Consider the following 21343-nt stretch of genomic DNA (forward strand, 5'->3'; position numbering starts at 1 on the left):
TTTAGCCGCTAATGGGCTCCTACAGTGATGGACTAACGCGTTACAAGCGCCCCAATGCCATTGCATGGTGCCTCAAGTGCTCATCAATGAAGCTGGCAATGAAGTAGTAGCTATGGTCGTAGCCAGGCTGCAAGCGCAATGTCAACGTATGCCCGCCCTTGCGTGCAGCCTGCTCCAGCGCTTCGGGCTTGAGCTGCTTCTCGAGAAAGTCGTCCCGATCGCCCTGATCCACCAGCAACGGTGGGCACTGGCCAGCAGGCGTTTCAGCCAGCAGCACACTGGCATCCCACTCGCGCCAACGGGCACGGTCGTCACCCAGATAACGGCTGAACGCCTTTTCACCCCACGGGCAATCCATCGGGTTTGTGATGGGCGAGAACGCCGACACGGAGCGATAACGGCCCGGGTTGCGCAAGGCACACACCAGCGCGCCGTGGCCCCCCATCGAGTGGCCACTGATGCTGCGCTGATCGGAAGCCGGGAAATGCGCTTCGATCAGTGCCGGCAACTCCTGCACCACGTAGTCATGCATGCGGTAATGCTGCGCCCACGGTTGCTGGGTGGCGTTCAGGTAGAACCCTGCACCAAGGCCAAAATCCCAGGCACCATCCGGGTCGCCCGGCACCTGCTCGCCGCGCGGGCTGGTGTCGGGGGCAACGATGATCAGCCCAAGCTCGGCGGCCAAGCGCTGGGCACCGGCCTTCTGCATGAAGTTTTCATCGGTGCAGGTCAGGCCGCTGAGCCAGTAAAGCACTGGCAGCTTCTCGCCCTGCTCGGCCTGCGGTGGCAGGTACACGGCAAACACCATGTCGCAGCCCAGCACCTTGGAGTGATGCCGGTAACGCTTGTGCCAGCCGCCGAAGCTTTTCTGGCAGGAGATGTTATCCAGGCTCATAGCTGACCTCAGAAGTGGATCACGCTGCGGATGCTCTTGCCTTCATGCATCAAGTCGAAGGCTTTGTTGATGTCCTCCAGGCCCATGGTGTGGGTGATGAAGGTATCCAGCGGGATTTCACCCTTTTCGGACATTTCCACATAGCTTGGCAATTCGGTACGGCCACGCACCCCACCGAATGCCGAACCGCGCCATACGCGGCCGGTCACCAGCTGGAACGGGCGGGTAGCGATTTCCTGGCCCGCACCGGCAACGCCAATGATCACCGACTCGCCCCAACCCTTGTGGCAGCACTCCAAGGCTGCACGCATCAGTTGCACGTTGCCGATGCACTCGAACGAGAAGTCCACGCCGCCATCGGTCAGGTCGACGATCACTTCCTGGATCGGGCGGTCGTAGTCTTTCGGGTTGATGCAGTCGGTGGCACCCAGCTGGCGGGCGATTTCGAACTTGGCCGGGTTGATATCGATGGCGATGATGCGCGAAGCCTTGGCCTTGACCGCACCAATGACCGCCGAAAGGCCAATGCCACCCAAACCGAAGATGGCCACGGTATCACCCGGCTTGACCTTCGCGGTGTTCAGCACGGCGCCGATACCGGTGGTCACGCCGCAACCCAGCAGGCAGACCTTTTCCAGCGGGGCCTCTTTCTGAATCTTGGCCACGGAAATTTCCGGCAGCACGGTGTACTCGGAGAAGGTCGAAGTACCCATGTAATGGAACAGCTGCTGGCCTTTGTACGAGAAGCGGGTGGTGCCGTCCGGCATCAGGCCCTTGCCCTGGGTGGCGCGGATGGCCTGGCACAGGTTGGTCTTGCCCGAACGGCAGAATTTGCACTGGCCGCACTCTGGCGTGTACAGCGGGATCACGTGGTCGCCGACCGCCACCGAGGTGACGCCCTCGCCCACGGCTTCGACGATGGCGCCACCTTCATGGCCCAGAATCGACGGGAAGATACCTTCGGGGTCAGCACCCGACAGGGTGTAGGCGTCAGTGTGGCAGACGCCGCTGGCTACCACGCGCAGCAGGACTTCGCCCGCCTTGGGCATGGCCACGTCCACTTCTACGATTTCCAGGGGTTTCTTGGCCTCGAAGGCTACGGCTGCGCGGGACTTGATCATCAAAGGTCTCCAAACAAGAGGGCTGATTCAGTCCAGCAGTGTAATTCATGCCGATTTGATGAATAATCCAGGCAAAGACAAAACATTATTGCCGCACAGGGATAATCAATGAGCAGTCGCTGGGAAGGCATTGACGAGTTTGTCGCCGTTGCCGAGTCCGGGCAGTTTACGGCCGCAGCGGAACGCTTGGGCGTGTCCTCATCGCACATCAGCCGGCAAATAGCCCGCCTTGAAGAACGCCTGCAAACCCGCCTGCTGTACCGCAGCACTCGGCGGGTGACGCTGAGCGAGGCCGGCCAGACGTTTTTGCAGCATTGCCAGCGGTTGCAGGATGGCCGCGAAGAGGCACTGCGGGCGATGGGTGACTTGTCCAGCGAGCCCAAGGGGTTGCTGCGCATGACGTGCGCCGTGGCGTATGGCGAGCGCTTTATCGTGCCGCTGGTGACGCGCTTCATGGCGCTGTACCCGCAGTTGCGGGTGGATGTGGAGTTGAGCAACCGCACGCTCGACCTGGTACACGAAGGCATGGACCTGGCCATCCGCCTCGGCCGCCTGGCGGACTCCCGGCTGGTCGCGACGCGTCTGGCGCCGCGGCGCATGTACCTGTGTGCATCACTGGCATACCTGGAGCGCTACGGGCGGCCACACAGCCTTTCGGAACTGGCGCGGCACAACTGCCTGGTAGGCAGCACGGATTTGTGGGCGTTGCAGCAGGACGGGCGCGAAATCACCCAGCGGGTGCAGGGCAACTGGCGGTGCAACAGTGGGCAGGCGGTGCTGGATGCGGCGTTGCAGGGGGTGGGGTTGTGCCAATTGCCGGATTATTACGTGCTCGAGCATTTGAACAGTGGTGCGCTGGTTTCGCTGCTGGAGGCGCATCAGCCGCCGAATACGGCGGTGTGGGCGTTGTATCCGCAGCAGCGGCATCTTTCGCCGAAGGTCAGGCGGTTGGTGGATTTTTTGAAGCAAGGGTTGGCGGGGTTGCCGGAGTACCGTCATGCCTGACCGTATCCTGGGGCCACTGCGTGGTCCCAGCAATTTCAGCGCCTGCCTGACCACCGCTGGCGCAACCATTCCAGATCTTCAGGCCGGGTCACCTTGATATTGTCACTGCGCCCTTCCACCAGCTTCGGCGCCAACCCCGACCATTCGATGGCCGAGGCCTCGTCGGTCACCACCACATCAGACACCAGGCACTCAGCCAACGCCCGGTGCAACGCCCCGAGGCGGAACATCTGCGGCGTATAGGCCTGCCAGATGGTGCTGCGGTCCACGGTCGCGCTGACACGGCCATTGGAATCGGCGCGCTTGAGCGTATCCCGGGCAGGCACCGCCAACAGACCACCCACCGGGTCATCCGCCAGCTCGGTCAAAAGTCGGTCCAAATCCGAGCGTGCCAGGTTCGGCCTTGCCGCATCATGTACCAGCACCCAGTCGCTGTCCGCCGCCCCTTGGGCATGCAACAACAACAGCGCATTCAGCACCGAATCGGCACGCTCACGCCCGCCGGACGCCCGCTGAATACGCGGGTCAACAGCACAGCGCAAACCCGGCCAGTAAGGGTCGTCTTCGGCAACACTGACCACCACGCCCTTAAGCGACGGATGGCCCAGAAAACAGTCGAGGCTATGCTCGAGGATGGTCTGCCCGGCCAGCTCCAGGTATTGCTTGGGGCGGTCGGCAGCCATGCGGGCACCAACGCCCGCGGCAGGAATCACGGCCCAGAAGGCCGGTAACGTATCGATCATTTTTGTGGCAGCTGGAAGAGGGTTTCGCCCTCTTTGACCATTCCCAATTCATGACGAGCCCGTTCTTCGACGGTCTCCATGCCTTTTTTCAGCTCCAGCACCTCGGCATCGAGCACGCGGTTACGCTCCAGCAGCCGCTCGTTCTCGGCATGCTGTTCGTCGATTTGCTGCTTGAGCTCGGCCACTTGCGCCAGGCTGCCGTTACCCACCCACAGGCGATACTGCAGGCCACCGAGCAGCAAGAGCAGGACAAGGAACAACCAATAGGGACTGCGCATCAAGGTATCCAGGTTAAAAAGACCGCCGCACACGGGCCTCTCAAATAGCACGAAGCCTGGCCGAGGCCAGGCTTCGTCGACAGAAACCCGTTTGAAGTGTCGCAACTCTCAGTAGGAAAGTTCCGACGACCTCGGCTGCTGTCTTTTTACCATCTCTTGCTTAGCCGCGAAACTCGGCACGACCACGGTAAACCGCTTTGGCGCCCAGTTGCTCTTCGATGCGCAGCAGTTGGTTGTACTTCGAAACGCGGTCGGAACGGCACAGCGAGCCGGTTTTGATCTGGCCAGCAGCGGTACCTACAGCCAGGTCGGCGATGGTCGAGTCTTCGGTTTCACCGGAGCGGTGCGAGATGACTGCGGTGTAGCCGGCAGCCTTGGCCATCTGGATAGCTTCCAGAGTTTCGGTCAGCGAGCCGATCTGGTTGAACTTGATCAGGATCGAGTTACCGATGCCCTTCTCGATGCCTTCTTTCAGGATCTTGGTGTTGGTCACGAACAGGTCGTCACCCACCAGTTGCACCTTGGCGCCGATCTTGTCGGTCAGGATTTTCCAGCCAGCCCAGTCGGACTCGTCCAGGCCGTCTTCGATCGAGATGATCGGGAAACGCTCGGTCAGGCCCTTCAGGTACTCGGCAAAGCCTTCGGCGTCGAACGACTTGCCTTCGCCAGACAGGTTGTACTTACCGTCTTCGTAGAACTCGGAAGCTGCGCAGTCCAGGGCCAGGGTCACGTCGGTGCCCAGCTTGTAGCCGGCCTTTTCAACGGCTTCGGCGATGGCGGCCAGCGCGTCTTCGTTGGAAGCCAGGTTAGGCGCGAAACCACCTTCGTCACCCACGGCAGTGTTCAGGCCACGGGCCTTGAGCACGGCTTTGAGGTGGTGGAAGATTTCGGTGCCCATGCGCAGGCCGTCCGAGAAGGTCTTGGCGCCAACCGGCTGAACCATGAACTCCTGGATGTCGACGTTGTTGTCGGCGTGCTCGCCGCCGTTGATGATGTTCATCATCGGGACCGGCATCGAGTACTGGCCCGGAGTGCCGTTCAGGTTGGCGATGTGCGCGTACAGTGGCAGGTCCTGGTCCTGGGCAGCGGCTTTGGCAGCAGCCAGGGAAACAGCCAGGATGGCGTTGGCGCCCAGCTTGGCCTTGTTCTCGGTACCGTCCAGTTCGATCATGGCGTGGTCCAGAGCCTTCTGGTCAGAAGGATCCTTGCCCAGCAGCAGGTCACGGATCGGGCCGTTGATGTTGGCGACAGCCTTCAGCACGCCCTTGCCCAGGTAACGGCTCTTGTCGCCATCACGCAGCTCCAGCGCTTCGCGCGAGCCGGTGGAAGCACCGGACGGCGCGCAAGCGCTGCCGATGATGCCGTTGTCGAGCAGTACATCGGCTTCCACGGTGGGGTTGCCACGCGAATCGAGAACTTCACGACCTTTGATGTCGACGATTTTTGCCATTGTTGTAAGCACTCCAGAATTGACGAAAACAACGCAGCTTTAGGAAATTCTTGCCGATCACCAGACGAAGATGCAGCAGGCAGGCCTGGTGAAAGCAGCCCCTGACCGGCAGGTCAGGGGCAGAACGGGCGGTACTTTACCCGAGAAATGAGCTTTGCGCGGCTTCTACCGTCGGAAAACTCATCAAAGGCCGATTCAGGCCTTGGCCTTCTGGGCCAGCGCCGCCTTGACGAAGCCGCTGAACAGCGGGTGACCGTCACGCGGGGTGGAGGTGAACTCCGGGTGGAACTGGCAGGCCACGAACCATGGGTGGTCCTTGGACTCGACCACTTCAACCAGCGCGCCGTCTTCGGAGCGGCCGGAAACCACCAGGCCTGCATCAACCAGCTGAGGCAGCAGGTTGTTGTTGACTTCGTAACGGTGGCGGTGACGCTCGGTGATCACGTCCTTGCCGTAGCAGTCGTGAACCTTGGAACCGGCCGCCAGCTGGCAGTCCTGGGCGCCCAGGCGCATGGTGCCGCCCAGGTCGGAGGCTTCGGTACGGGTTTCGACCGCACCGGTGGCATCGGCCCACTCGGTGATCAAACCTACGACCGGGTGGCCGCTGTTGCGGTCGAACTCGGTGGAGTTGGCGTCTTTCCAGCCCACTACGTTACGGGCGAACTCGATCACGGCCACCTGCATGCCCAGGCAGATACCCAGGTATGGCACCTTGTTTTCACGGGCGTATTGCACCGCAGTGATCTTGCCTTCAACGCCGCGCAGGCCGAAACCGCCTGGTACCAGGATGGCATCGGCGCCTTCCAGCAGGCTGGTGCCCTGGTTCTCGATGTCTTCGGAGTCGATGTAGCGCAGGTTGACCTTGGTACGGTTGGTGATGCCGGCGTGGCTCATCGCTTCGATCAGCGACTTGTAAGCGTCCAGCAGCTCCATGTACTTGCCGACCATGGCGATGGTGACTTCTTTCTCGGGGTTCAGTTTGGCATCGACGACCTTGTCCCACTCGGACAGGTCGGCGCTGTTGCACTGCAGGCCGAAACGCTCAACGACGAAATCGTCCAGGCCCTGCGCGTGCAGCACGCCCGGGATCTTGTAGATGGTGTCGACGTCTTCCAGCGAGATGACCGCACGCTCTTCAACGTTGGTGAACAGCGCGATCTTGCGACGCGAGGACGCATCGACCGGGTGGTCGGAGCGGCAGATCAGCACGTCAGGCTGCAGGCCGATGGAGCGCAGTTCCTTGACCGAGTGCTGGGTCGGCTTGGTCTTGGTTTCGCCAGCGGTGGCGATGTACGGAACCAGCGTCAGGTGCATCAGCATGGCGCGCTTGGAGCCCACTTCGACGCGCAGCTGGCGGATGGCCTCCAGGAACGGCTGCGACTCGATGTCGCCCACGGTACCGCCGATTTCCACCAGGGCCACGTCGGCATCGCCGGCGCCCTTGATGATGCGACGCTTGATTTCGTCGGTGATGTGCGGGATGACCTGGATGGTCGCACCCAGGTAATCACCACGGCGCTCTTTACGCAGCACGTGCTCGTAGATACGGCCAGTGGTGAAGTTGTTGTTCTGGGTCATGGTGGTGCGGATGAACCGCTCGTAGTGACCCAGGTCGAGGTCGGTTTCGGCGCCATCGTGGGTGACGAAAACCTCACCGTGCTGGAACGGGCTCATGGTGCCAGGATCGACGTTGATGTACGGATCCAGCTTGAGCATGGTGACCTTCAGGCCCCGCGCTTCCAGGATGGCCGCCAGGGAAGCCGAGGCAATGCCTTTCCCCAATGAAGAAACAACACCGCCCGTGACGAATATGTAGCGCGTCATGAAAAACCCTAGAAGTCTGCGTTAAGGCGGCCAGCGCCGCCGGAGAAAGCGAAGGAAGGCCGAAGCCCCCGATCACCTGCGTCAATCACAGTGCATCTCGAAAAACTGCCGCGTCTGTACAGACCGGGGTTACACCCGGCATGGAGCTCGCTCGTCATTTCCAGAATCAGCCCAGCAAAAAACTGCTTGGTAATCGGCAACTTCTGTGTTTTCGCGGAACCCACAGAAGCTGTATCAAGAAGGGAGGGTAGTCTACCCGAATGTCACCTTCATCTCAAACCTTGCGCGTTCGTCGGAGGCTGCCAGTGAAGCTGGCAATCCGCCTGCGCGAGCTCGGGCAGGTTCGCCACTGCCAGCAAGTGCTTGCCACTGTACAGCAGCGGCAGGCGCGCGCGTACGAAATGAGGCACGTGCAGTTCGTTCAGCAGGCGTTTGAGATCCCGACGGCCCCGGCCGGGGATGTCCAGTACCTCGCCGCCCTGGCGATAGGCGATGCGCAGATCCCCCATTGGCGCACTCGCCTGCAGCCTGACGCTGCCGTTACCCGGCAGGCCCAGAGGGTGTTCAAAGGTATCCCACCCGAGCCCGGCTGAAGGCGTATCCAGCCAATCGCCACTCAACCACCAGATGCGCCCTTGGCTACGCACCAGTTGGCCATCGGCCAGGCGCCAGACCGGCTGCGCATCCGCCGCGGCATCACGTAGCCCCACCCAACCGGCCCAATGCCGGCTGTCGGGCAAGCGGGTTCGACCGCTGAGCCAGTACTGCAGCGCATTACGCTGGCGTGCGGGTGATAACGCTGCGATTTCTGCAATGTCGAGTGAAGCGAGGCAAAGCCATGGGAACGCATCGCCCTGCCCTGCCCTCATCAGGTCGCCTTGTGCCAGTTCGTCGAGCAGGCCGAGCGCTTCGTCCAGGTGTTGCGCGCAGCGCGCCATGTTCTGGCTGGCCTGCGGCCAGCGTTGATGTAGATGAGGGAACACGTCAGCACGCAGGTAATTGCGGTCGAAAGCCGTATCAGTGTTCGACGGGTCCTCGATCCATACCAGGCCGTGGGCCAAGGCATAATCATTCAGCTGTTGGCGTGACGTTTCCAGCAATGGTCGAACCAGCCCCCCCTGCCCCAGAGGTCGCCGCACGGGCATGGCAGCCAACCCGCGCAAGCCGGCGCCGCGCAGCAGGCGGAACAACAGCGTTTCGGCCTGATCGTCACGGTGCTGGGCGGTGAAGAGGATATCGCCAGGGCCAAGGGTCTGCTCGAAGGCTCGGTAGCGTGCATCTCGGGCAGCCTGTTCGAGGCTGGCACCGGGGGTTACCTGAACGCGGACGATCTGCAGCTCGATGCCGAGCTGGTCGCAGATGGACTGGCAGTGAGCGGGCCAGGCGTCGGCGGCAGATTGCAGGCCGTGGTGGATGTGGATGGCGCGCAGTGGTGGTGTGGCGTGGCCAGAGGCGTATTCGGCCAGCTGGTGCAGGAGGACGGTGGAGTCGAGGCCGCCGGAGAAGGCGATGTACCAGGTGGGGGCGTTTAGCCAAGGGGTGAGATTAATCATCATGGCTTGAGATCGCCGGGGCCGTTTCACGGCCCGTCGCGGATAAATCCGCTCCTACAAGGTGCAATCTGTAGGAGCGGATTCTTCCGCGATGGGCCGCAACGCGGCCCCAACGTTCTGTCAGAGGCCGTAGCTCATCAGGCGGTCATAACGACGAGCCAGCAGCGCGTCGTGATCGAGCTTGCCAAGCATGTCCAATTGCTGGATCAGGTCAGCACGGATGCTTTCCGACATCTTCGCCGGGTCACGGTGGGCGCCGCCCAGCGGCTCCTCGATGACCTTGTCGACAATGTTCAGGCTCTTCAGGCGTTCAGCGGTAACGCCCATGGCCTCGGCTGCATCAGCCGCACGGTCGGCGGTTTTCCACAGGATCGAAGCACAACCCTCGGGCGAGATCACCGAGTAGGTGGAGTACTGCAGCATGTTCAACTGGTCGCACACGCCAATGGCCAGTGCACCACCGGAACCACCCTCACCAATCACGGTAGCGATGATCGGGGTTTTCAGACGCGCCATCACGCGCAGGTTCCAGGCGATGGCCTCGCTCTGGTTGCGCTCTTCGGCGTCAATGCCCGGGTAGGCGCCCGGGGTGTCGATGAAGGTCAGGATCGGCATCTTGAAGCGTTCGGCCATTTCCATCAGGCGGCACGCCTTGCGGTAGCCTTCCGGGCGCGGCATGCCGAAGTTGCGGCGTACCTTTTCGCGCACTTCACGGCCCTTCTGGTGGCCAATGACCATGACCGGCTTGCCATCCAGGCGCGCGGTACCACCAACGATGGCAGCGTCGTCGGAGAAGTGGCGGTCGCCATGCAGCTCTTCGAACTCGGTGAAGATGTGCTCCAGGTAGTCCAGGGTGTAAGGACGACGTGGATGACGCGCCAGGCGAGCGATCTGCCAGCTGGTCAGGTTGCCGAAGATGCTTTCGGTCAGGGTATTGCTCTTGTCTTGCAGACGGGCAATTTCATCGCTGATGTTCAGCGAGTTGTCGTTGCCCACCAGGCGCAGCCCTTCGATCTTGGCTTGCAGGTCGGCAATCGGCTGTTCGAAATCGAGAAAATTCGGGTTCATAGTCATCCGTCTTGGGTCTACGGCCAGGCGGCCGGCCGGTTGATCCGTTTGGCGCCCTACCTTAAGGGATCAGGCGCATTCAGGTCGAGATTAAATTTCGTCGGTTCAACGATATTGCAGGAAGACGTTCTCACGCCCGAACTGGTCACGCAGCGCCTGAATCAAGCCATCTGCCGGGTCGATACACCACTGCTCGCCAAACTGCAGCATGGCCTTGGCGTCGCTGCCGGTGTACTCCAGCGTGATCGGGCAAGCACCACGGTGACGGGTAATCAACTCGCCCAGCCACTTCAGGCGGTCGCCCTTGAGCGCTTCGTGCGCCACTTTCAGGCGCAGGCTCTCGGCCAGCTTGGTGCGCGCGTCCTCCATGGTCATCACCGTTTTGACCCGCAGGCGCAGGCCACCCGAGAAGTCGTCGTTACTGACCTCCCCTTCCACCACCACCATCGCATCGGTCTGAAGCAATGACTGTGCCGCCATGAAGGCATCGGCGAACAGTGAAGCCTCAATGCGCCCGGAGCGGTCGTCGAGGGTGACGAAGCCCATCTTGTCGCCCTTCTTGTTCTTCATTACCCGCAGGGCAATGATCATGCCGGCGATAGTCTGGGTATCACGGGCCGGCTTGAGGTCGACGATGCGCTGGCGGGCGAAACGGCGGATTTCGGTTTCGTACTCGTCGATCGGGTGGCCGGTCAGGTACAGACCCAAGGTGTCTTTTTCACCCTTGAGGCGTTCTTTGAGGGTCAGCTCGCGCACCTTGCGGTGGTTGGCATAAACATCAACGTCAGCCTCATCGAACATACCGCCAAACAGGTCGACGTGACCGCTGTCAGCGGTATGGGCGGCCTGCTCGGCTGCCTTGATTGCCTCGCCAAGGGCGGAAATCAACGTAGCCCGGTTGAGGTCGATGTTGGCGTGGTAGGCCTTGAGTTCGTCATGGAAGTGCGGCCCGAGGCGGTCCAGTGCACCACTGCGGATCAGCGCGTCCAGGGTACGTTTGTTGACCCGTTTGAGGTCGATACGCTCACAGAAGTCGAACAAGTCCTTGAACGGGCCGCCCTGGGCACGCGCTTCAACGATGGCCTCCACCGGCCCCTCACCGACCCCCTTGATCGCGCCCAGCCCATACACGATGCGGCCGTCGTTGTTCACGGTGAACTTGAAGTCGGAGAAGTTCACGTCCGGCGCATCCAGGCGCAGCTTCATGCTGCGCACTTCCTCGACCAGCACCACCACCTTGTCGGTGTTGTGCATATCCGCCGACAGCACCGCTGCCATGAACGGCGCGGGGTAGTGCGTCTTCAGCCAGGCGGTCTGGTACGACACCAGGCCATACGCGGCCGAGTGGGATTTGTTGAAGCCGTAACCTGCGAACTTTTCTACCAGGTCGAAGATGTTACCGGCCAGATCCGCATCGATATTGTTGGCGACGCAACCTTCGATGAAACCGCCACGCTGCTTGGCCATCTCCTCGGGCTTTTTCTTACCCATGGCTCGACGAAGCATGTCGGCACCGCCGAGGGTATAGCCTGCCATCACCTGTGCAATCTGCATCACCTGTTCCTGATACAGGATGATGCCGTAGGTGGGCGCCAGTACCGGCTTGAGCCCTTCGTACTGGTAGTCCGAGTGCGGGTAGGCCAGCTCGGCGCGGCCGTGCTTGCGGTTGATGAAGTCGTCCACCATGCCCGACTGCAGCGGGCCCGGGCGGAACAGTGCCACCAGTGCGATGAGGTCTTCCAGGCAGTCGGGCTTGAGCTTTTTGATCAGCTCTTTCATGCCGCGCGATTCAAGCTGGAACACCGCCGTGGTTTCGGCCTTTTGCAACAGCTCGTAAGTCTTGCGGTCATCCAGCGGGATGAAGTCGATGTTGACGTCGGGCAGGTTCTGCTTGGCCTGCTCGCGGTTGATGATTTCCATCGCCCACTTGATGATGGTCAGCGTTCGCAGGCCCAGGAAGTCGAACTTGACGAGGCCGGCTGCTTCGACATCGTCCTTGTCGAACTGGGTAACCAGGCCGCCGCCCTCTTCATCGCAGGCGATGGGCGAAAAGTCCGTCAGCTTGGTCGGCGCAATTACCACGCCACCGGCGTGCTTACCGGTACCGCGCGTAACGCCTTCAAGCTTCAGGGCCATGTCCCAGATCTCGCGGGCATCTTCGTCGCCCTTGAGGAAGTCGCGCAGGATTTCTTCCTGCTCGTAGGCCTTCTCCAGGGTCATGCCCACTTCAAACGGGATCATCTTCGACAAGCGGTCGGCCAGGCCATAGGACTTGCCCTGCACACGCGCCACGTCGCGCACCACCGCCTTGGCGGCCATGGTACCGAAGGTGATGATCTGGCTTACCGCATTCCGGCCGTAAGCTTCAGCAACGTAATCAATTACCCGGTCACGGCCGTCCATGCAGAAGTCGACGTCGAAGTCGGGCATGGAAATACGTTCAGGGTTGAGGAAACGCTCGAACAGCAAGTCATACGCAAGCGGGTCGAGGTCGGTAATTTTCAGCACGTAGGCGACCAGCGAACCAGCACCCGAGCCTCGGCCGGGGCCTACCGGCACATCGTTGTTCTTCGCCCACTTGATGAAGTCCATTACGATCAGGAAGTAACCCGGGAAGCCCATCTGGATGATGATGTCCAGTTCGAACTTCAGGCGGTCCAGGTAAACCTGACGTTTTTCTTCGTAATTGGGCGTGGTGTCCTTGGGCCACAGGACGGCCAGGCGCTCTTCCAGGCCTTCGTGGGAAACATGGCGCAGGTAGTCGTCGATCCCCATGCCATTGGGCGTTGGGAAGTCGGGCAGGAAGTATTTGCCCAACTGCACCTGAATGTTGCAGCGCTTGGCAATCTCGACGGTGTTGGCGATGGCGTCGGGCAGGTCGCTGAACAGTTCCGCCATTTCATCGGCCGATTTCAGGTACTGCTGGTCGCTGTAGCCACGCGGGCGACGCGGGTCGTCGAGGGTCCAGCCCTCACCAATGCAGACGCGGGTTTCGTGGGCGTCGAAGTCGGACTGTTTGACGAAGCGTACATCGTTGGTGGCAACCAGCGGTGCACCCAGCTTGTCAGCCAAGGCTACGGCGGCGTGCACGTATTCTTCGTCACCGGCACGGTTGGTGCGCTGCAGTTCGACGTAGAAACGGTCCGGGAACATGCCCATCCAGTCTTGCAGCAGTGCCTCTGCCTCAGCGCTTTTACCGGCCATGAGCGCCATGCCGATATCGCCTTCCTTGCCTGCGGAAAGGGCTATCAGCCCCTCGCTGGCCGGGGCAATCCATTCACGCTGGAGGATGACCAGGCCGTTGCGCTGGCCATCCGTCCAGCCACGCGAGATCAACTCGGTGAGGTTGCGGTAGCCCTTGGGGTCCATGGCCAGGAAGCAGATGCGCGAAAGCGGCGCCTCGGGGTCGGCCGCCGCCAACCAAAGGTCGGCACCGCAGATCGGCTTGATACCGGCACCCATCGCGGTCTTGTAGAACTTCACCAGCGAGCACATGTTGCTCTGGTCGGTGATCGCCACCGCGGGCATGTTCATACCCGCCAGCGCCTTGGCCAGCGGCTTGATCCGCACCAGGCCGTCTACCAGCGAGAATTCGGAGTGGACGCGCAGGTGAACGAAGGGTACCGACATGGAGGATCCTGTAGCAGTGCTGAACGACAAGGGCGGGATTGTAGCTTAAAACGGCAAGCCATTTGATGATGACTGCGTGGCTGGAGGGCACGGTGAAACAGAATCTGACAATAGCGCTAGCGAGCGGCAAGGCGTCGTTTACCTGACATTTTTGCCAGTATCGCCAATTACCAGAGTTTCTTATGTTGAATGCCCCAGCTTAACCAACAAGCAAGGAACTACTCATGTACAAACTCGCGCTCGCACTGGGTATAACCTTCGTATCTGCCTGCTCTTCGATCAATACCAATCAAATTGAAGACGAACAATTGGTTAACAAACCGATGGCCCTGATTACCCACCCCTACACAGGCGGCCAACCCAGCTTACCGTCGACTGAAGCCCCATTGACATTCACCATTGTCGATACAGGCGGCACCTACACATTACAGGCTCGCGATAACAAGGATTGCTGGAAGATTGACGGTGATGCCAGCATCACAGCTCCGTCAAGGCAAATCAGCTTTTCCAACCTGACGTTCTACCGCACGTTCACATGCAGTAACTCAATCGACAATAACACTCAGGAAAACGCTTTTGACTTGTTGAAAATGGTTCGCCAATACGAAGTTGCCCAAAGCACTGGAAAAGTACAGCTAAAAGACCAGGCTGGCAGGCCAATTCTCTGGTTCCAGTTCGTCGCCGAACCCGTACGACACCGCTGAGCCGCTTTCTATAGCAGGGTAGACACAAGGTTTGCACGCGCCTCCAAAGCGGCTCGCACCGGTGCGAATGAACGCCGATGAATCGGGGTTGGCCCCAGACGCGCCAAGGCTTCAAGGTGCGCGGCCGTGGGGTAGCCTTTGTGCCCGCCTATTCCGTAACCCGGGTAGATCAGTTCAAACGCACTCATCTCCCGGTCACGGGTCACTTTGGCGAGAATTGAAGCCGCCGCAATAGCGGGCACCTTGCTATCGCCCTTGACCACCGGCGCAGCAGGCACAGCCAGCTTGGGGCAGCGGTTGCCATCGATCAATGCAAGCTTGGGCGTTACGTGCAACCCTTCCACTGCCCGCTGCATGGCCAGCATGGTGGCGTGCAGGATGTTCAGGCGGTCGATTTCCTCCACTTCGGCGCGGGCAATGCAAAAGCTGAGGGCTTTTTCGCAAATCTCCTCGAACAGCGCCTCGCGCTTGGCCTCGGTGAGCTTTTTCGAGTCGTTCAGGCCCAGAATTGGTCGGGCTGGGTCCAGAATGACCGCCGCCGTCACCACAGCACCACACAGCGGCCCACGGCCCACTTCGTCAACTCCGGCAACGAGGTCTTCGACCAGGTTGAAGTCGAGTCCAATTTGCATGTCAACGGTCCTTGAGCAAGGCCAGCACCGCGTCGGCCGCCTGGTTGGAGGCATCGCGACGCAGGCTGCGGTGAATCTGGTCGAAGCTTTCGGTCTGTTGGCTGCCATCGGCGATCAGCGGTACCATCTTTTGCGCCAGGGCCTCACTGGTAGCGGCATCCTGCAGCAACTCAGGCACCAACTCGCGCTGAGCCAGCAGGTTTGGCAGCGACACGTAAGGGCTCTTTACCAGGCGCTTGAGAATCCAGTAGGTCAACGGCGCAAGACGGTAAGCCACGACCATCGGCCGCTTGTACAACAGCGCCTCCAGCGTAGCGGTACCTGACGCGATCAACACTGCGTTACACGCTGCCAGTGCCTGATGCGACTGGCCATCCAGCAAGGTCAAGGGTAAGTCACGGCCCTGGAGCATTTGCTCGATCTGGGCACGACGCGCAGGGTTGGCACAAGGCAACACGAAGCGCACGCCCGGCACCTGCTCGCACAAACGCTGGGCAGCATCAAGGAACAAGGCACCAAGGCGCCCAACTTCGCCGCCACGGCTACCGGGCATCAATGCCACGATGGGCCCTTCAACCAAGCCAAGCTCACTGCGTGCAGCCTGACGATCGGCATTCAACGGAATCGTGTCTGCAAGCGGGTGGCCAACAAAACGAACGGGAACACCCTGCTCTTCATAGAAGCGCGCCTCGAAGGGCAACAGGGTAAGCATCAGGTCGCAGCCTTCGCGAATTTTCAGCACCCGCTTCTGCCGCCAGGCCCAAACCGACGGGCTGACGTAGTGAACGGTCTTGATGCCGACCTGACGCAGCTTCAATTCGATATTCAAGGTGAAGTCAGGGGCGTCAATGCCGATGAACACATCAGGCTTCTCGGCGATCAGCGTCTCGATCAGCAGCTTGCGCCGCTTCAAGAGCTCACGCAGGCGCCCCAGCACCTCGACCAACCCCATGACCGCCAGGCGCTCCATGGGGAAGTACGATTGCAGGCCTTCAGCCTCCATCAACGGCCCGCCGACACCGATGAACCGCACATCGGGATGGCGCGCCTTCAAGGCGCGCATCAGGCCGGAACCGAGAATATCGCCGCTGGCCTCACCCGCGACCAGGGCTACGCAAAGCTGGGCCATGTCAGCGGGTGATGCCGCGGGCGGAGTTCAGGATCGACTGACGGAACAGCTCGACCTCCGGATACTGGCCTGCCAGCTCATCCAGTTCCTTGATCGCTTCCTCAGTGGTCAGCCCCTGACGATAAACGATCTTGTAGGAACGGCGCAGGGCATGGATGGCCTCGTCGCTGAACCCACGACGGCGCATGCCTTCGAAGTTCATGCTGCGGGCTTCGGCCGGGCTGCCGAACACCGTGACGAACGCCGGTACGTCTTTGCCAATTGCCGTGCCCATGCCGGAAAACGCGTGGGCGCCGATATGGCAGTACTGGTGAACCAGGGTAAAGCCGGACAGGATTGCCCAGTCACCTACGTGCACATGGCCCGCCAGCGCCGTGTTATTGACCAGAATGCAATGGTTGCCAATGACACTGTCATGCCCGATGTGGGCGTACGCCATGATCAGGTTGTGATCGCCCAAGGTGGTTTCCGAGCGGTCCTGAACGGTACCGCGATGGATGGTCACACCTTCGCGAATCACGTTGTGGTCACCAATGACCAGGCGCGTAGGCTCGCCCTTGTACTTGAGGTCAGGGGTGTCTTCACCAATCGAGGAAAACTGGTAAATACGGTTGTGCTTGCCGATACGGGTCGGCCCTTTAAGCACCACATGCGGGCCGATGACAGTACCTTCGCCAATCTCCACATCCGGGCCGATGATCGACCACGGGCCGACCTCGACACCCTCGGCCAGCTTGGCCGAAGGGTCGATGATCGCACGTGGATCAATCGAACTCATAGGGAGCGTTCCGCGCAAGTGATTTCGGCCGAGCAGACCGGCTTGCCATCGACCAGCGCACGGCACTCGAATTTCCAGATCATGCTCTTGCGGCTGAGGAACTTGGCCTCCAGAACGAGCTGATCACCCGGCAGCACCGGTTGGCGGAAACGCAGTTTGTCGGAGCCAACGAAGTAGTACAAGGTGCCATCAGCCGGCTTGGCATCGAGCATCTTGAAGCCCAGGATGCCGGCCGCCTGGGCCATGGCTTCGATGATCAGGACGCCCGGCATGATCGGGTGCGCCGGGAAATGGCCATTGAAGAACGGCTCGTTGATGCTGACATTCTTGTAGGCACGAATGCTCTGGGCCTCGAAGTCCAGATCCGTCACTCGGTCCACCAGCAGGAACGGGTAACGGTGAGGCAGGTATTCGCGAATCTCGTTGATGTCCATCATTTCGGGGGGAAGCCTGTAATAAGAATAGGGAGCGCAGGTGCTGACCACACGCTCCTTTTGCAATCCAAAGAGGTGCCAGTTAGCGACTGTTCACTCTTGCTCAGGAAATGGTATCAGCCTTCTGATGCCGGCTGGCCACCTGAGGTCACGGTATCGACACGTTTTTCCAGCTGCTGGAGACGCTTGGACATGTCATCCAGCTGACGAATACGCGCGGCGCTCTTACGCCAGTCAGCCAATGGCTGCATGGCAGTACCGGAAGAATAGGCACCCGGTTCGGTGATGGAACGGGTCACCATGGTCATCCCGGAAACGAATACGTTATCGCACACATCGATGTGGCCAACCATGCCCACACCGCCCGCAATGGTACAGTGCTTGCCGATACGCGTGCTGCCGGAAATGCCGACACAAGCGGCCATGGCCGTGTGTTCACCGATCTGCACGTTGTGGGCAATCTGGATCTGGTTGTCGAGCTTGACCCCGTCAGCGATGCGCGTGTCGGACAGCGCGCCCCGGTCCACAGCAGTATTCACGCCGATTTCAACGTCATCACCGATAGTGACGCCGCCGATCTGGGCAATTTTGCGCCATACGCCCTTCTCGTTGGCAAAGCCGAAGCCCTCGCCACCAATTACGGCGCCGGATTGAATGACCACACGCTTGCCAATGGTCACGTCGTGATACAGCGTGACGCGAGGTGCAAGCCAGCCACCCTCACCCACCACGCAACGCGCACCGACAACACAGTGCGCACCGATACTGACATTGGCCCCGATGCGGGCACCGCTTTCGATCACGGCGAATGGCCCGATGCTGGCGCTTGCATCCACCTGGGCGTCCTCGGCTACCACGGCGCTGGGATGAATTCCCGCTACAGCCTTGGGTTTCGGGTCGAACAGGTGGGAAATGCGCGCATATGCCAGGTACGGGTCCGCAACGATCAGGGCATTGCCGGCAAAGCCCTCGGCATCCGCCGCCTTCAACAACACCGCAGCAGCCTGGCAGTTTTCCAGGTATTTGCGGTATTGCGGGTTGGCGAGGAAGCTCAACTGCCCGGGCCCGGCCTCCTGCAAGGTGGCCAGCCCGGTGATCGGCAGCGCCTCGGGGCCTTTGAGTTCGGCCCCGAGGGCCTCGGCCAGCTGGCCGAGCGTCATGGTTAAGGTCATATCAACGCGCTTGGTTCATGCGCTCGATGACCTGGCGGGTGATGTCGTACTGAGGTTTGACATCGATGACCGCGCCACGCTCGAGAACCAGGTCGAACCCGCCCTTCTTGATCACTTCCTCGACTGCACCGTCCAGCTTTGGCTTGAGCTGCTTGAGCATGTCGCGGTCAGCAACAGCTTTGGCTTCGTTCAGCTCTTTGGACTGGAACTGGAAGTCACGGGCCTTTTGCTTGAATTCAAGCTCCAGGCGCTCACGCTCTGGCTGGGCCATCTTGTCGCCGCCTTTGATCAGACGGTCCTGGATACCCTTGGCGCTGCTTTCCAGCGTCTTGAGCTTGGTCAGTTGCGGGCCGAACTTCTTCTCGGCATCAACGGCGTATTTCTTGGCCGCGTCGGACTCGAGCAGGGCCATCTGATAGTTCAGGACGGCAACTTTCATTTCGGCGAAAGCCGGGGTGGCGACCAGCGCCGCGGCCACTACGGCCAGTTGGGTCAACTTACGCACGATGCACTCCTGGATAAACCGTTGTCGTTAAGCAAGGGCCGACCTTTAGAAGGTCTGGCCCAGAGAGAATTGGAACACCTGGGTATCGGCATCGTCCGGCTTCTTCACCGGCATCGCCAGGCTGAAGCTCAACGGGCCCAGGGCAGTGATCCAGGTTACGCCCAGACCAACGGAGCTGGCCATGTCCGAGAACCCGACCTTCGCGCAGTCCGGCTTGCTGCCGCAATTGGTATCGAACACGTTACCCACGTCCCAGAATACGGAAGTGCGCAGGGAACGCTGGTCCTTGACGAACGGCAGCGGGAAGAGCAGCTCCACACCGCCTTGTACCAGCACGTTGCCACCGAACGGCAGCGGATCCTGGTCCGGGTCGGCAATGGTACCTGGGTTGCTACCGTTACTCGGCGTACTGCGTGGGCCCAAGCTGCTGTCCTTGAAGCCACGGACGGAGTTGAAACCACCCGCGTAGTAGTTTTCATAGAACGGCAAGCCAGAAGTACCGCCGAAACCATCACCATAGCCCAACTCGGTGTGCAGGCGCAGGGTGTAGTCATTGGTAATTGGCTTGAACAGCTGACCACGGTAGTCGAGCTTGTAGAACGACAGGTCACTGCCTGGCACGGTGGTTTCCAGGGTCAGGCTCTGGGAGTGACCACGCGTTGCCAGCACACCTTTGTTCAAGGTGGACTCGGACCAGCCGATCGACGCCTTGAAGTTGAGGAAGTTGTCGCCCTCTTCTTCAAGGAAGTCGAAGATTTCGTCAACTGTGTAACGGCCGGTCTTGATCTTGTCCTGCTGCACGCTCAGGCCATAGGTCAGACGCGAAGTCTCGCTGATCGGGTAGCCCAGGCTGACACCGGCACCCAGGCTGTCCACCGCATAGCTGGCCACGTCGACGTCGAGGTCGTCGTAGTCGGTGCTGCGGTAGAAGGCGTTGTAGCCCAGGCTCACACCATCGGCGGTGAAGTAGGGGTCCACGAAGCCGAAGTTGTAGCGGGTCTGGTATTCGGAACGGGTCAGGCCAATGGACACCTTGTTACCGGTACCCAGGAAGTTGGTCTGGCTGATCGAACCGCCCAGGATCAGGCCCGCGCTCTGGGCGAAACCGACCGACGCGGTGATCGAGCCCGAAGCTTGTTCTTCGACGCTGTAGTTGACGTCAACCTGGTCGTCAGTGCCCGGTACTGGCGGCGTTTCGACGTTGACTTCCTTGAAGAAGCCCAGGCGCTCCAGGCGGGTCTTGGACTGGTCGATCAGGTAGGTCGAGGCCCAGCCACCTTCCATCTGGCGCATTTCGCGGCGCAGTACTTCGTCTTCGGTCTTGGTGTTGCCGCGGTAGTTGATGCGGTTGACGTAGGCACGCTTGCCCGGGTCGACCACGAACAGGATGTCGACGGTGTGGTCTTCATCGTTCGGTTGCGGCACGCCGTTGACGTTGGCGAAGGTGTAGCCTTCGTTGCCCAGGCGGCGGGTGATCAGCTCGGAGGTGGTGGTCATCACCTTGCGCGAGAACACCTGGCCCGGCTGCACCAGCAGCAGCGACTTGACCTGGTCTTCCGGCACCTTCAGGTCACCGGACAACTTCACGTCGCGAACGGTGTACTTCTCGCCTTCGTTGACGTTGACGGTGATGTAGACGTGCTTCTTGTCCGGGGTGATCGACACCTGGGTGGACGCGATGTCCATGTTGATGTAGCCGCGGTCCAGGTAGTAGGAACGCAGGCGTTCCAGGTCACCGGACAGTTTTTCGCGGGCGTACTTGTCGTCGTTCTTGAAGAACGACAGCCAGTTGGTGGTCTTCAGCTCGAACAGCTGGGCCAGCGTTTCATCGTCGAACACGGTGTTACCGACGATGTTGATGTGCTGGATGGCCGCAACCGTGCCTTCGTTGATCTTGATCTTCAGCGCCACGCGGTTGCGCGGCTGCGGCACCACTTCGGCGTCGACTTCGGCCGAGTAGCGGCCCTGGGCCACGTACTGGCGCTGCAGTTCGTTACGCACGCCTTCAAGGGTGGCACGCTGGAAGATCTCGCCTTCGGCCAGGCCCGACTGCTTCAGGCCCTTCATCAGGTCTTCGGTGCTGATGGCCTTGTTACCTTCGATCTCGATGCTAGACACCGACGGGCGCTCGACCACGTTGATGATCAGGACGTTGCCATCGCGGTTCAGCTGAATGTCCTGGAAGAAGCCGGTCTTGAACAGCGAACGGGTCGATTCCACCAGGCGGCGGTCGTCGGCCTGATCACCCACGTTCAGCGGCAAGGCGCCAAACACGCTGCCAGCGGACACCCGCTGCAGGCCGTTGACACGAATATCGGAGATGGTGAAGGACTCGGCGTGAACTTCAGCGATCATCAATGCGGACATGACCGCAGTTAGCATCAGACGTTTCATGAAGTCCTTTTATTCCAACTGGCAATAA

The 21343-nt window shown here is 60.6% G+C and carries 18 protein-coding genes; 2 read left to right on the forward strand and 16 right to left on the reverse strand.

Features of this window, described 5'->3' with window-relative positions; all coding sequences use genetic code 11:
• Window positions 1-40: 40 nt before the first annotated feature.
• Both fghA and PVV54_RS20235 read right to left on the reverse strand, forming a co-directional pair.
• Window positions 41-895 carry an S-formylglutathione hydrolase gene (gene fghA / locus PVV54_RS20230; RefSeq protein ID WP_274906937.1) on the reverse strand — a complete coding sequence of 285 codons (855 nt, stop codon included), beginning with the start codon at window positions 893-895 and terminating at the stop codon, window positions 41-43.
• A gap of 8 nt (window positions 896-903) precedes the next feature.
• Window positions 904-2016: an S-(hydroxymethyl)glutathione dehydrogenase/class III alcohol dehydrogenase gene (locus PVV54_RS20235; RefSeq protein ID WP_274906938.1), complete on the reverse strand. Its 1113-nt coding sequence runs from the start codon at window positions 2014-2016 to the stop codon at window positions 904-906.
• Between the two features lie 108 nt (window positions 2017-2124).
• Between PVV54_RS20235 and PVV54_RS20240 the strand changes: the two genes are divergently transcribed.
• Window positions 2125-3021 carry a LysR substrate-binding domain-containing protein gene (locus PVV54_RS20240; protein ID WP_274906939.1) on the forward strand — a complete coding sequence of 299 codons (897 nt, stop codon included), beginning with the start codon at window positions 2125-2127 and terminating at the stop codon, window positions 3019-3021.
• A gap of 35 nt (window positions 3022-3056) precedes the next feature.
• Here PVV54_RS20240 and ispD read toward each other — a convergent pair whose 3' ends face one another.
• The 7 genes from ispD to dnaE form a co-directional block, all read right to left on the reverse strand.
• The gene (gene ispD / locus PVV54_RS20245; protein ID WP_274906940.1) at window positions 3057-3764 is read right to left on the reverse strand and encodes a 2-C-methyl-D-erythritol 4-phosphate cytidylyltransferase; all 708 of its coding nucleotides are present in this window, start codon (window positions 3762-3764) and stop codon (window positions 3057-3059) included.
• Entirely contained in the window at window positions 3761-4042 is a 282-nt protein-coding gene (gene ftsB / locus PVV54_RS20250) for a cell division protein FtsB (RefSeq protein WP_023534037.1), read from the reverse strand. Before ftsB ends, ispD begins: the two co-directional genes overlap by 4 nt.
• A gap of 160 nt (window positions 4043-4202) precedes the next feature.
• Entirely contained in the window at window positions 4203-5492 is a 1290-nt protein-coding gene (gene eno / locus PVV54_RS20255) for a phosphopyruvate hydratase (protein ID WP_274906941.1), read from the reverse strand.
• A gap of 195 nt (window positions 5493-5687) precedes the next feature.
• Complete coding sequence (locus PVV54_RS20260; RefSeq protein ID WP_274906942.1) at window positions 5688-7316, reverse strand: CTP synthase; 1629 nt, start codon at window positions 7314-7316, stop codon at window positions 5688-5690.
• A gap of 269 nt (window positions 7317-7585) precedes the next feature.
• A complete protein-coding gene (tilS, locus tag PVV54_RS20265; RefSeq protein ID WP_274910474.1) occupies window positions 7586-8869 on the reverse strand; it encodes a tRNA lysidine(34) synthetase TilS in 1284 nt (427 codons plus the stop codon).
• Window positions 8870-8989: 120 nt separating this feature from the next.
• Window positions 8990-9937 carry an acetyl-CoA carboxylase carboxyltransferase subunit alpha gene (locus PVV54_RS20270; protein ID WP_274906943.1) on the reverse strand — a complete coding sequence of 316 codons (948 nt, stop codon included), beginning with the start codon at window positions 9935-9937 and terminating at the stop codon, window positions 8990-8992.
• Between the two features lie 105 nt (window positions 9938-10042).
• The gene (dnaE, locus tag PVV54_RS20275) at window positions 10043-13567 is read right to left on the reverse strand and encodes a DNA polymerase III subunit alpha (protein WP_274906944.1); all 3525 of its coding nucleotides are present in this window, start codon (window positions 13565-13567) and stop codon (window positions 10043-10045) included.
• 224 nt (window positions 13568-13791) lie between these two features.
• On the opposite strand from dnaE, the gene PVV54_RS20280 reads away from it, so the two are divergent.
• Window positions 13792-14271 carry a hypothetical protein gene (locus PVV54_RS20280; RefSeq protein WP_274906945.1) on the forward strand — a complete coding sequence of 160 codons (480 nt, stop codon included), beginning with the start codon at window positions 13792-13794 and terminating at the stop codon, window positions 14269-14271.
• 8 nt (window positions 14272-14279) lie between these two features.
• Here the strand turns inward: PVV54_RS20280 and rnhB are convergent, their stop codons facing one another.
• The 7 genes from rnhB to bamA form a co-directional block, all read right to left on the reverse strand.
• Window positions 14280-14903: a ribonuclease HII gene (gene rnhB / locus PVV54_RS20285; RefSeq protein ID WP_274906946.1), complete on the reverse strand. Its 624-nt coding sequence runs from the start codon at window positions 14901-14903 to the stop codon at window positions 14280-14282.
• A gap of 1 nt (window position 14904) precedes the next feature.
• Window positions 14905-16032: a lipid-A-disaccharide synthase gene (gene lpxB / locus PVV54_RS20290; RefSeq protein ID WP_274906947.1), complete on the reverse strand. Its 1128-nt coding sequence runs from the start codon at window positions 16030-16032 to the stop codon at window positions 14905-14907.
• A gap of 1 nt (window position 16033) precedes the next feature.
• Window positions 16034-16810, reverse strand: a complete 777-nt coding sequence (gene lpxA, locus PVV54_RS20295) for an acyl-ACP--UDP-N-acetylglucosamine O-acyltransferase (protein WP_274906948.1) — start codon at window positions 16808-16810, stop codon at window positions 16034-16036.
• Complete coding sequence (fabZ, locus tag PVV54_RS20300; protein WP_003252314.1) at window positions 16807-17247, reverse strand: 3-hydroxyacyl-ACP dehydratase FabZ; 441 nt, start codon at window positions 17245-17247, stop codon at window positions 16807-16809. The genes lpxA and fabZ overlap by 4 nt, the downstream gene beginning before the upstream one ends.
• A gap of 113 nt (window positions 17248-17360) precedes the next feature.
• Window positions 17361-18416, reverse strand: coding sequence for a UDP-3-O-(3-hydroxymyristoyl)glucosamine N-acyltransferase (gene lpxD / locus PVV54_RS20305; RefSeq protein ID WP_274906949.1), 1056 nt, complete (start codon window positions 18414-18416; stop codon window positions 17361-17363).
• Between the two features lies 1 nt (window position 18417).
• Window positions 18418-18921, reverse strand: coding sequence for an OmpH family outer membrane protein (locus tag PVV54_RS20310; RefSeq protein WP_274906950.1), 504 nt, complete (start codon window positions 18919-18921; stop codon window positions 18418-18420).
• Window positions 18922-18966: 45 nt separating this feature from the next.
• Window positions 18967-21315 (reverse strand): outer membrane protein assembly factor BamA, encoded by a 2349-nt coding sequence (gene bamA, locus PVV54_RS20315; protein ID WP_274906951.1) that lies wholly within the window; start codon window positions 21313-21315, stop codon window positions 18967-18969.
• Window positions 21316-21343: the final 28 nt, after the last annotated feature.

The organism is Pseudomonas sp. PSKL.D1 (genome assembly GCF_028898945.1).
Lineage (GTDB): Bacteria > Pseudomonadota > Gammaproteobacteria > Pseudomonadales > Pseudomonadaceae > Aquipseudomonas.

Excerpts from the sequence above, each read along its gene's own strand:
- PVV54_RS20260 (WP_274906942.1), bottom strand. The coding sequence starts at position 7,316 with ATGACGCGCTACATATTCGTCACGGGCGGTGTTGTTTCTTCATTGGGG.
- eno (WP_274906941.1), bottom strand. The coding sequence starts at position 5,492 with ATGGCAAAAATCGTCGACATCAAAGGTCGTGAAGTTCTCGATTCGCGT.
- PVV54_RS20280 (WP_274906945.1), top strand. The coding sequence starts at position 13,792 with ATGTACAAACTCGCGCTCGCACTGGGTATAACCTTCGTATCTGCCTGC.
- ispD (WP_274906940.1), bottom strand. The coding sequence starts at position 3,764 with ATGATCGATACGTTACCGGCCTTCTGGGCCGTGATTCCTGCCGCGGGC.
- lpxA (WP_274906948.1), bottom strand. The coding sequence starts at position 16,810 with ATGAGTTCGATTGATCCACGTGCGATCATCGACCCTTCGGCCAAGCTG.
- dnaE (WP_274906944.1), bottom strand. The coding sequence starts at position 13,567 with ATGTCGGTACCCTTCGTTCACCTGCGCGTCCACTCCGAATTCTCGCTG.
- PVV54_RS20235 (WP_274906938.1), bottom strand. The coding sequence starts at position 2,016 with ATGATCAAGTCCCGCGCAGCCGTAGCCTTCGAGGCCAAGAAACCCCTG.
- PVV54_RS20240 (WP_274906939.1), top strand. The coding sequence starts at position 2,125 with ATGAGCAGTCGCTGGGAAGGCATTGACGAGTTTGTCGCCGTTGCCGAG.
- rnhB (WP_274906946.1), bottom strand. The coding sequence starts at position 14,903 with ATGCAAATTGGACTCGACTTCAACCTGGTCGAAGACCTCGTTGCCGGA.
- fghA (WP_274906937.1), bottom strand. The coding sequence starts at position 895 with ATGAGCCTGGATAACATCTCCTGCCAGAAAAGCTTCGGCGGCTGGCAC.
- lpxB (WP_274906947.1), bottom strand. The coding sequence starts at position 16,032 with ATGGCCCAGCTTTGCGTAGCCCTGGTCGCGGGTGAGGCCAGCGGCGAT.
- PVV54_RS20270 (WP_274906943.1), bottom strand. The coding sequence starts at position 9,937 with ATGAACCCGAATTTTCTCGATTTCGAACAGCCGATTGCCGACCTGCAA.
- bamA (WP_274906951.1), bottom strand. The coding sequence starts at position 21,315 with ATGAAACGTCTGATGCTAACTGCGGTCATGTCCGCATTGATGATCGCT.
- fabZ (WP_003252314.1), bottom strand. The coding sequence starts at position 17,247 with ATGATGGACATCAACGAGATTCGCGAATACCTGCCTCACCGTTACCCG.
- lpxD (WP_274906949.1), bottom strand. The coding sequence starts at position 18,416 with ATGACCTTAACCATGACGCTCGGCCAGCTGGCCGAGGCCCTCGGGGCC.
- tilS (WP_274910474.1), bottom strand. The coding sequence starts at position 8,869 with ATGATTAATCTCACCCCTTGGCTAAACGCCCCCACCTGGTACATCGCC.
- ftsB (WP_023534037.1), bottom strand. The coding sequence starts at position 4,042 with ATGCGCAGTCCCTATTGGTTGTTCCTTGTCCTGCTCTTGCTGCTCGGT.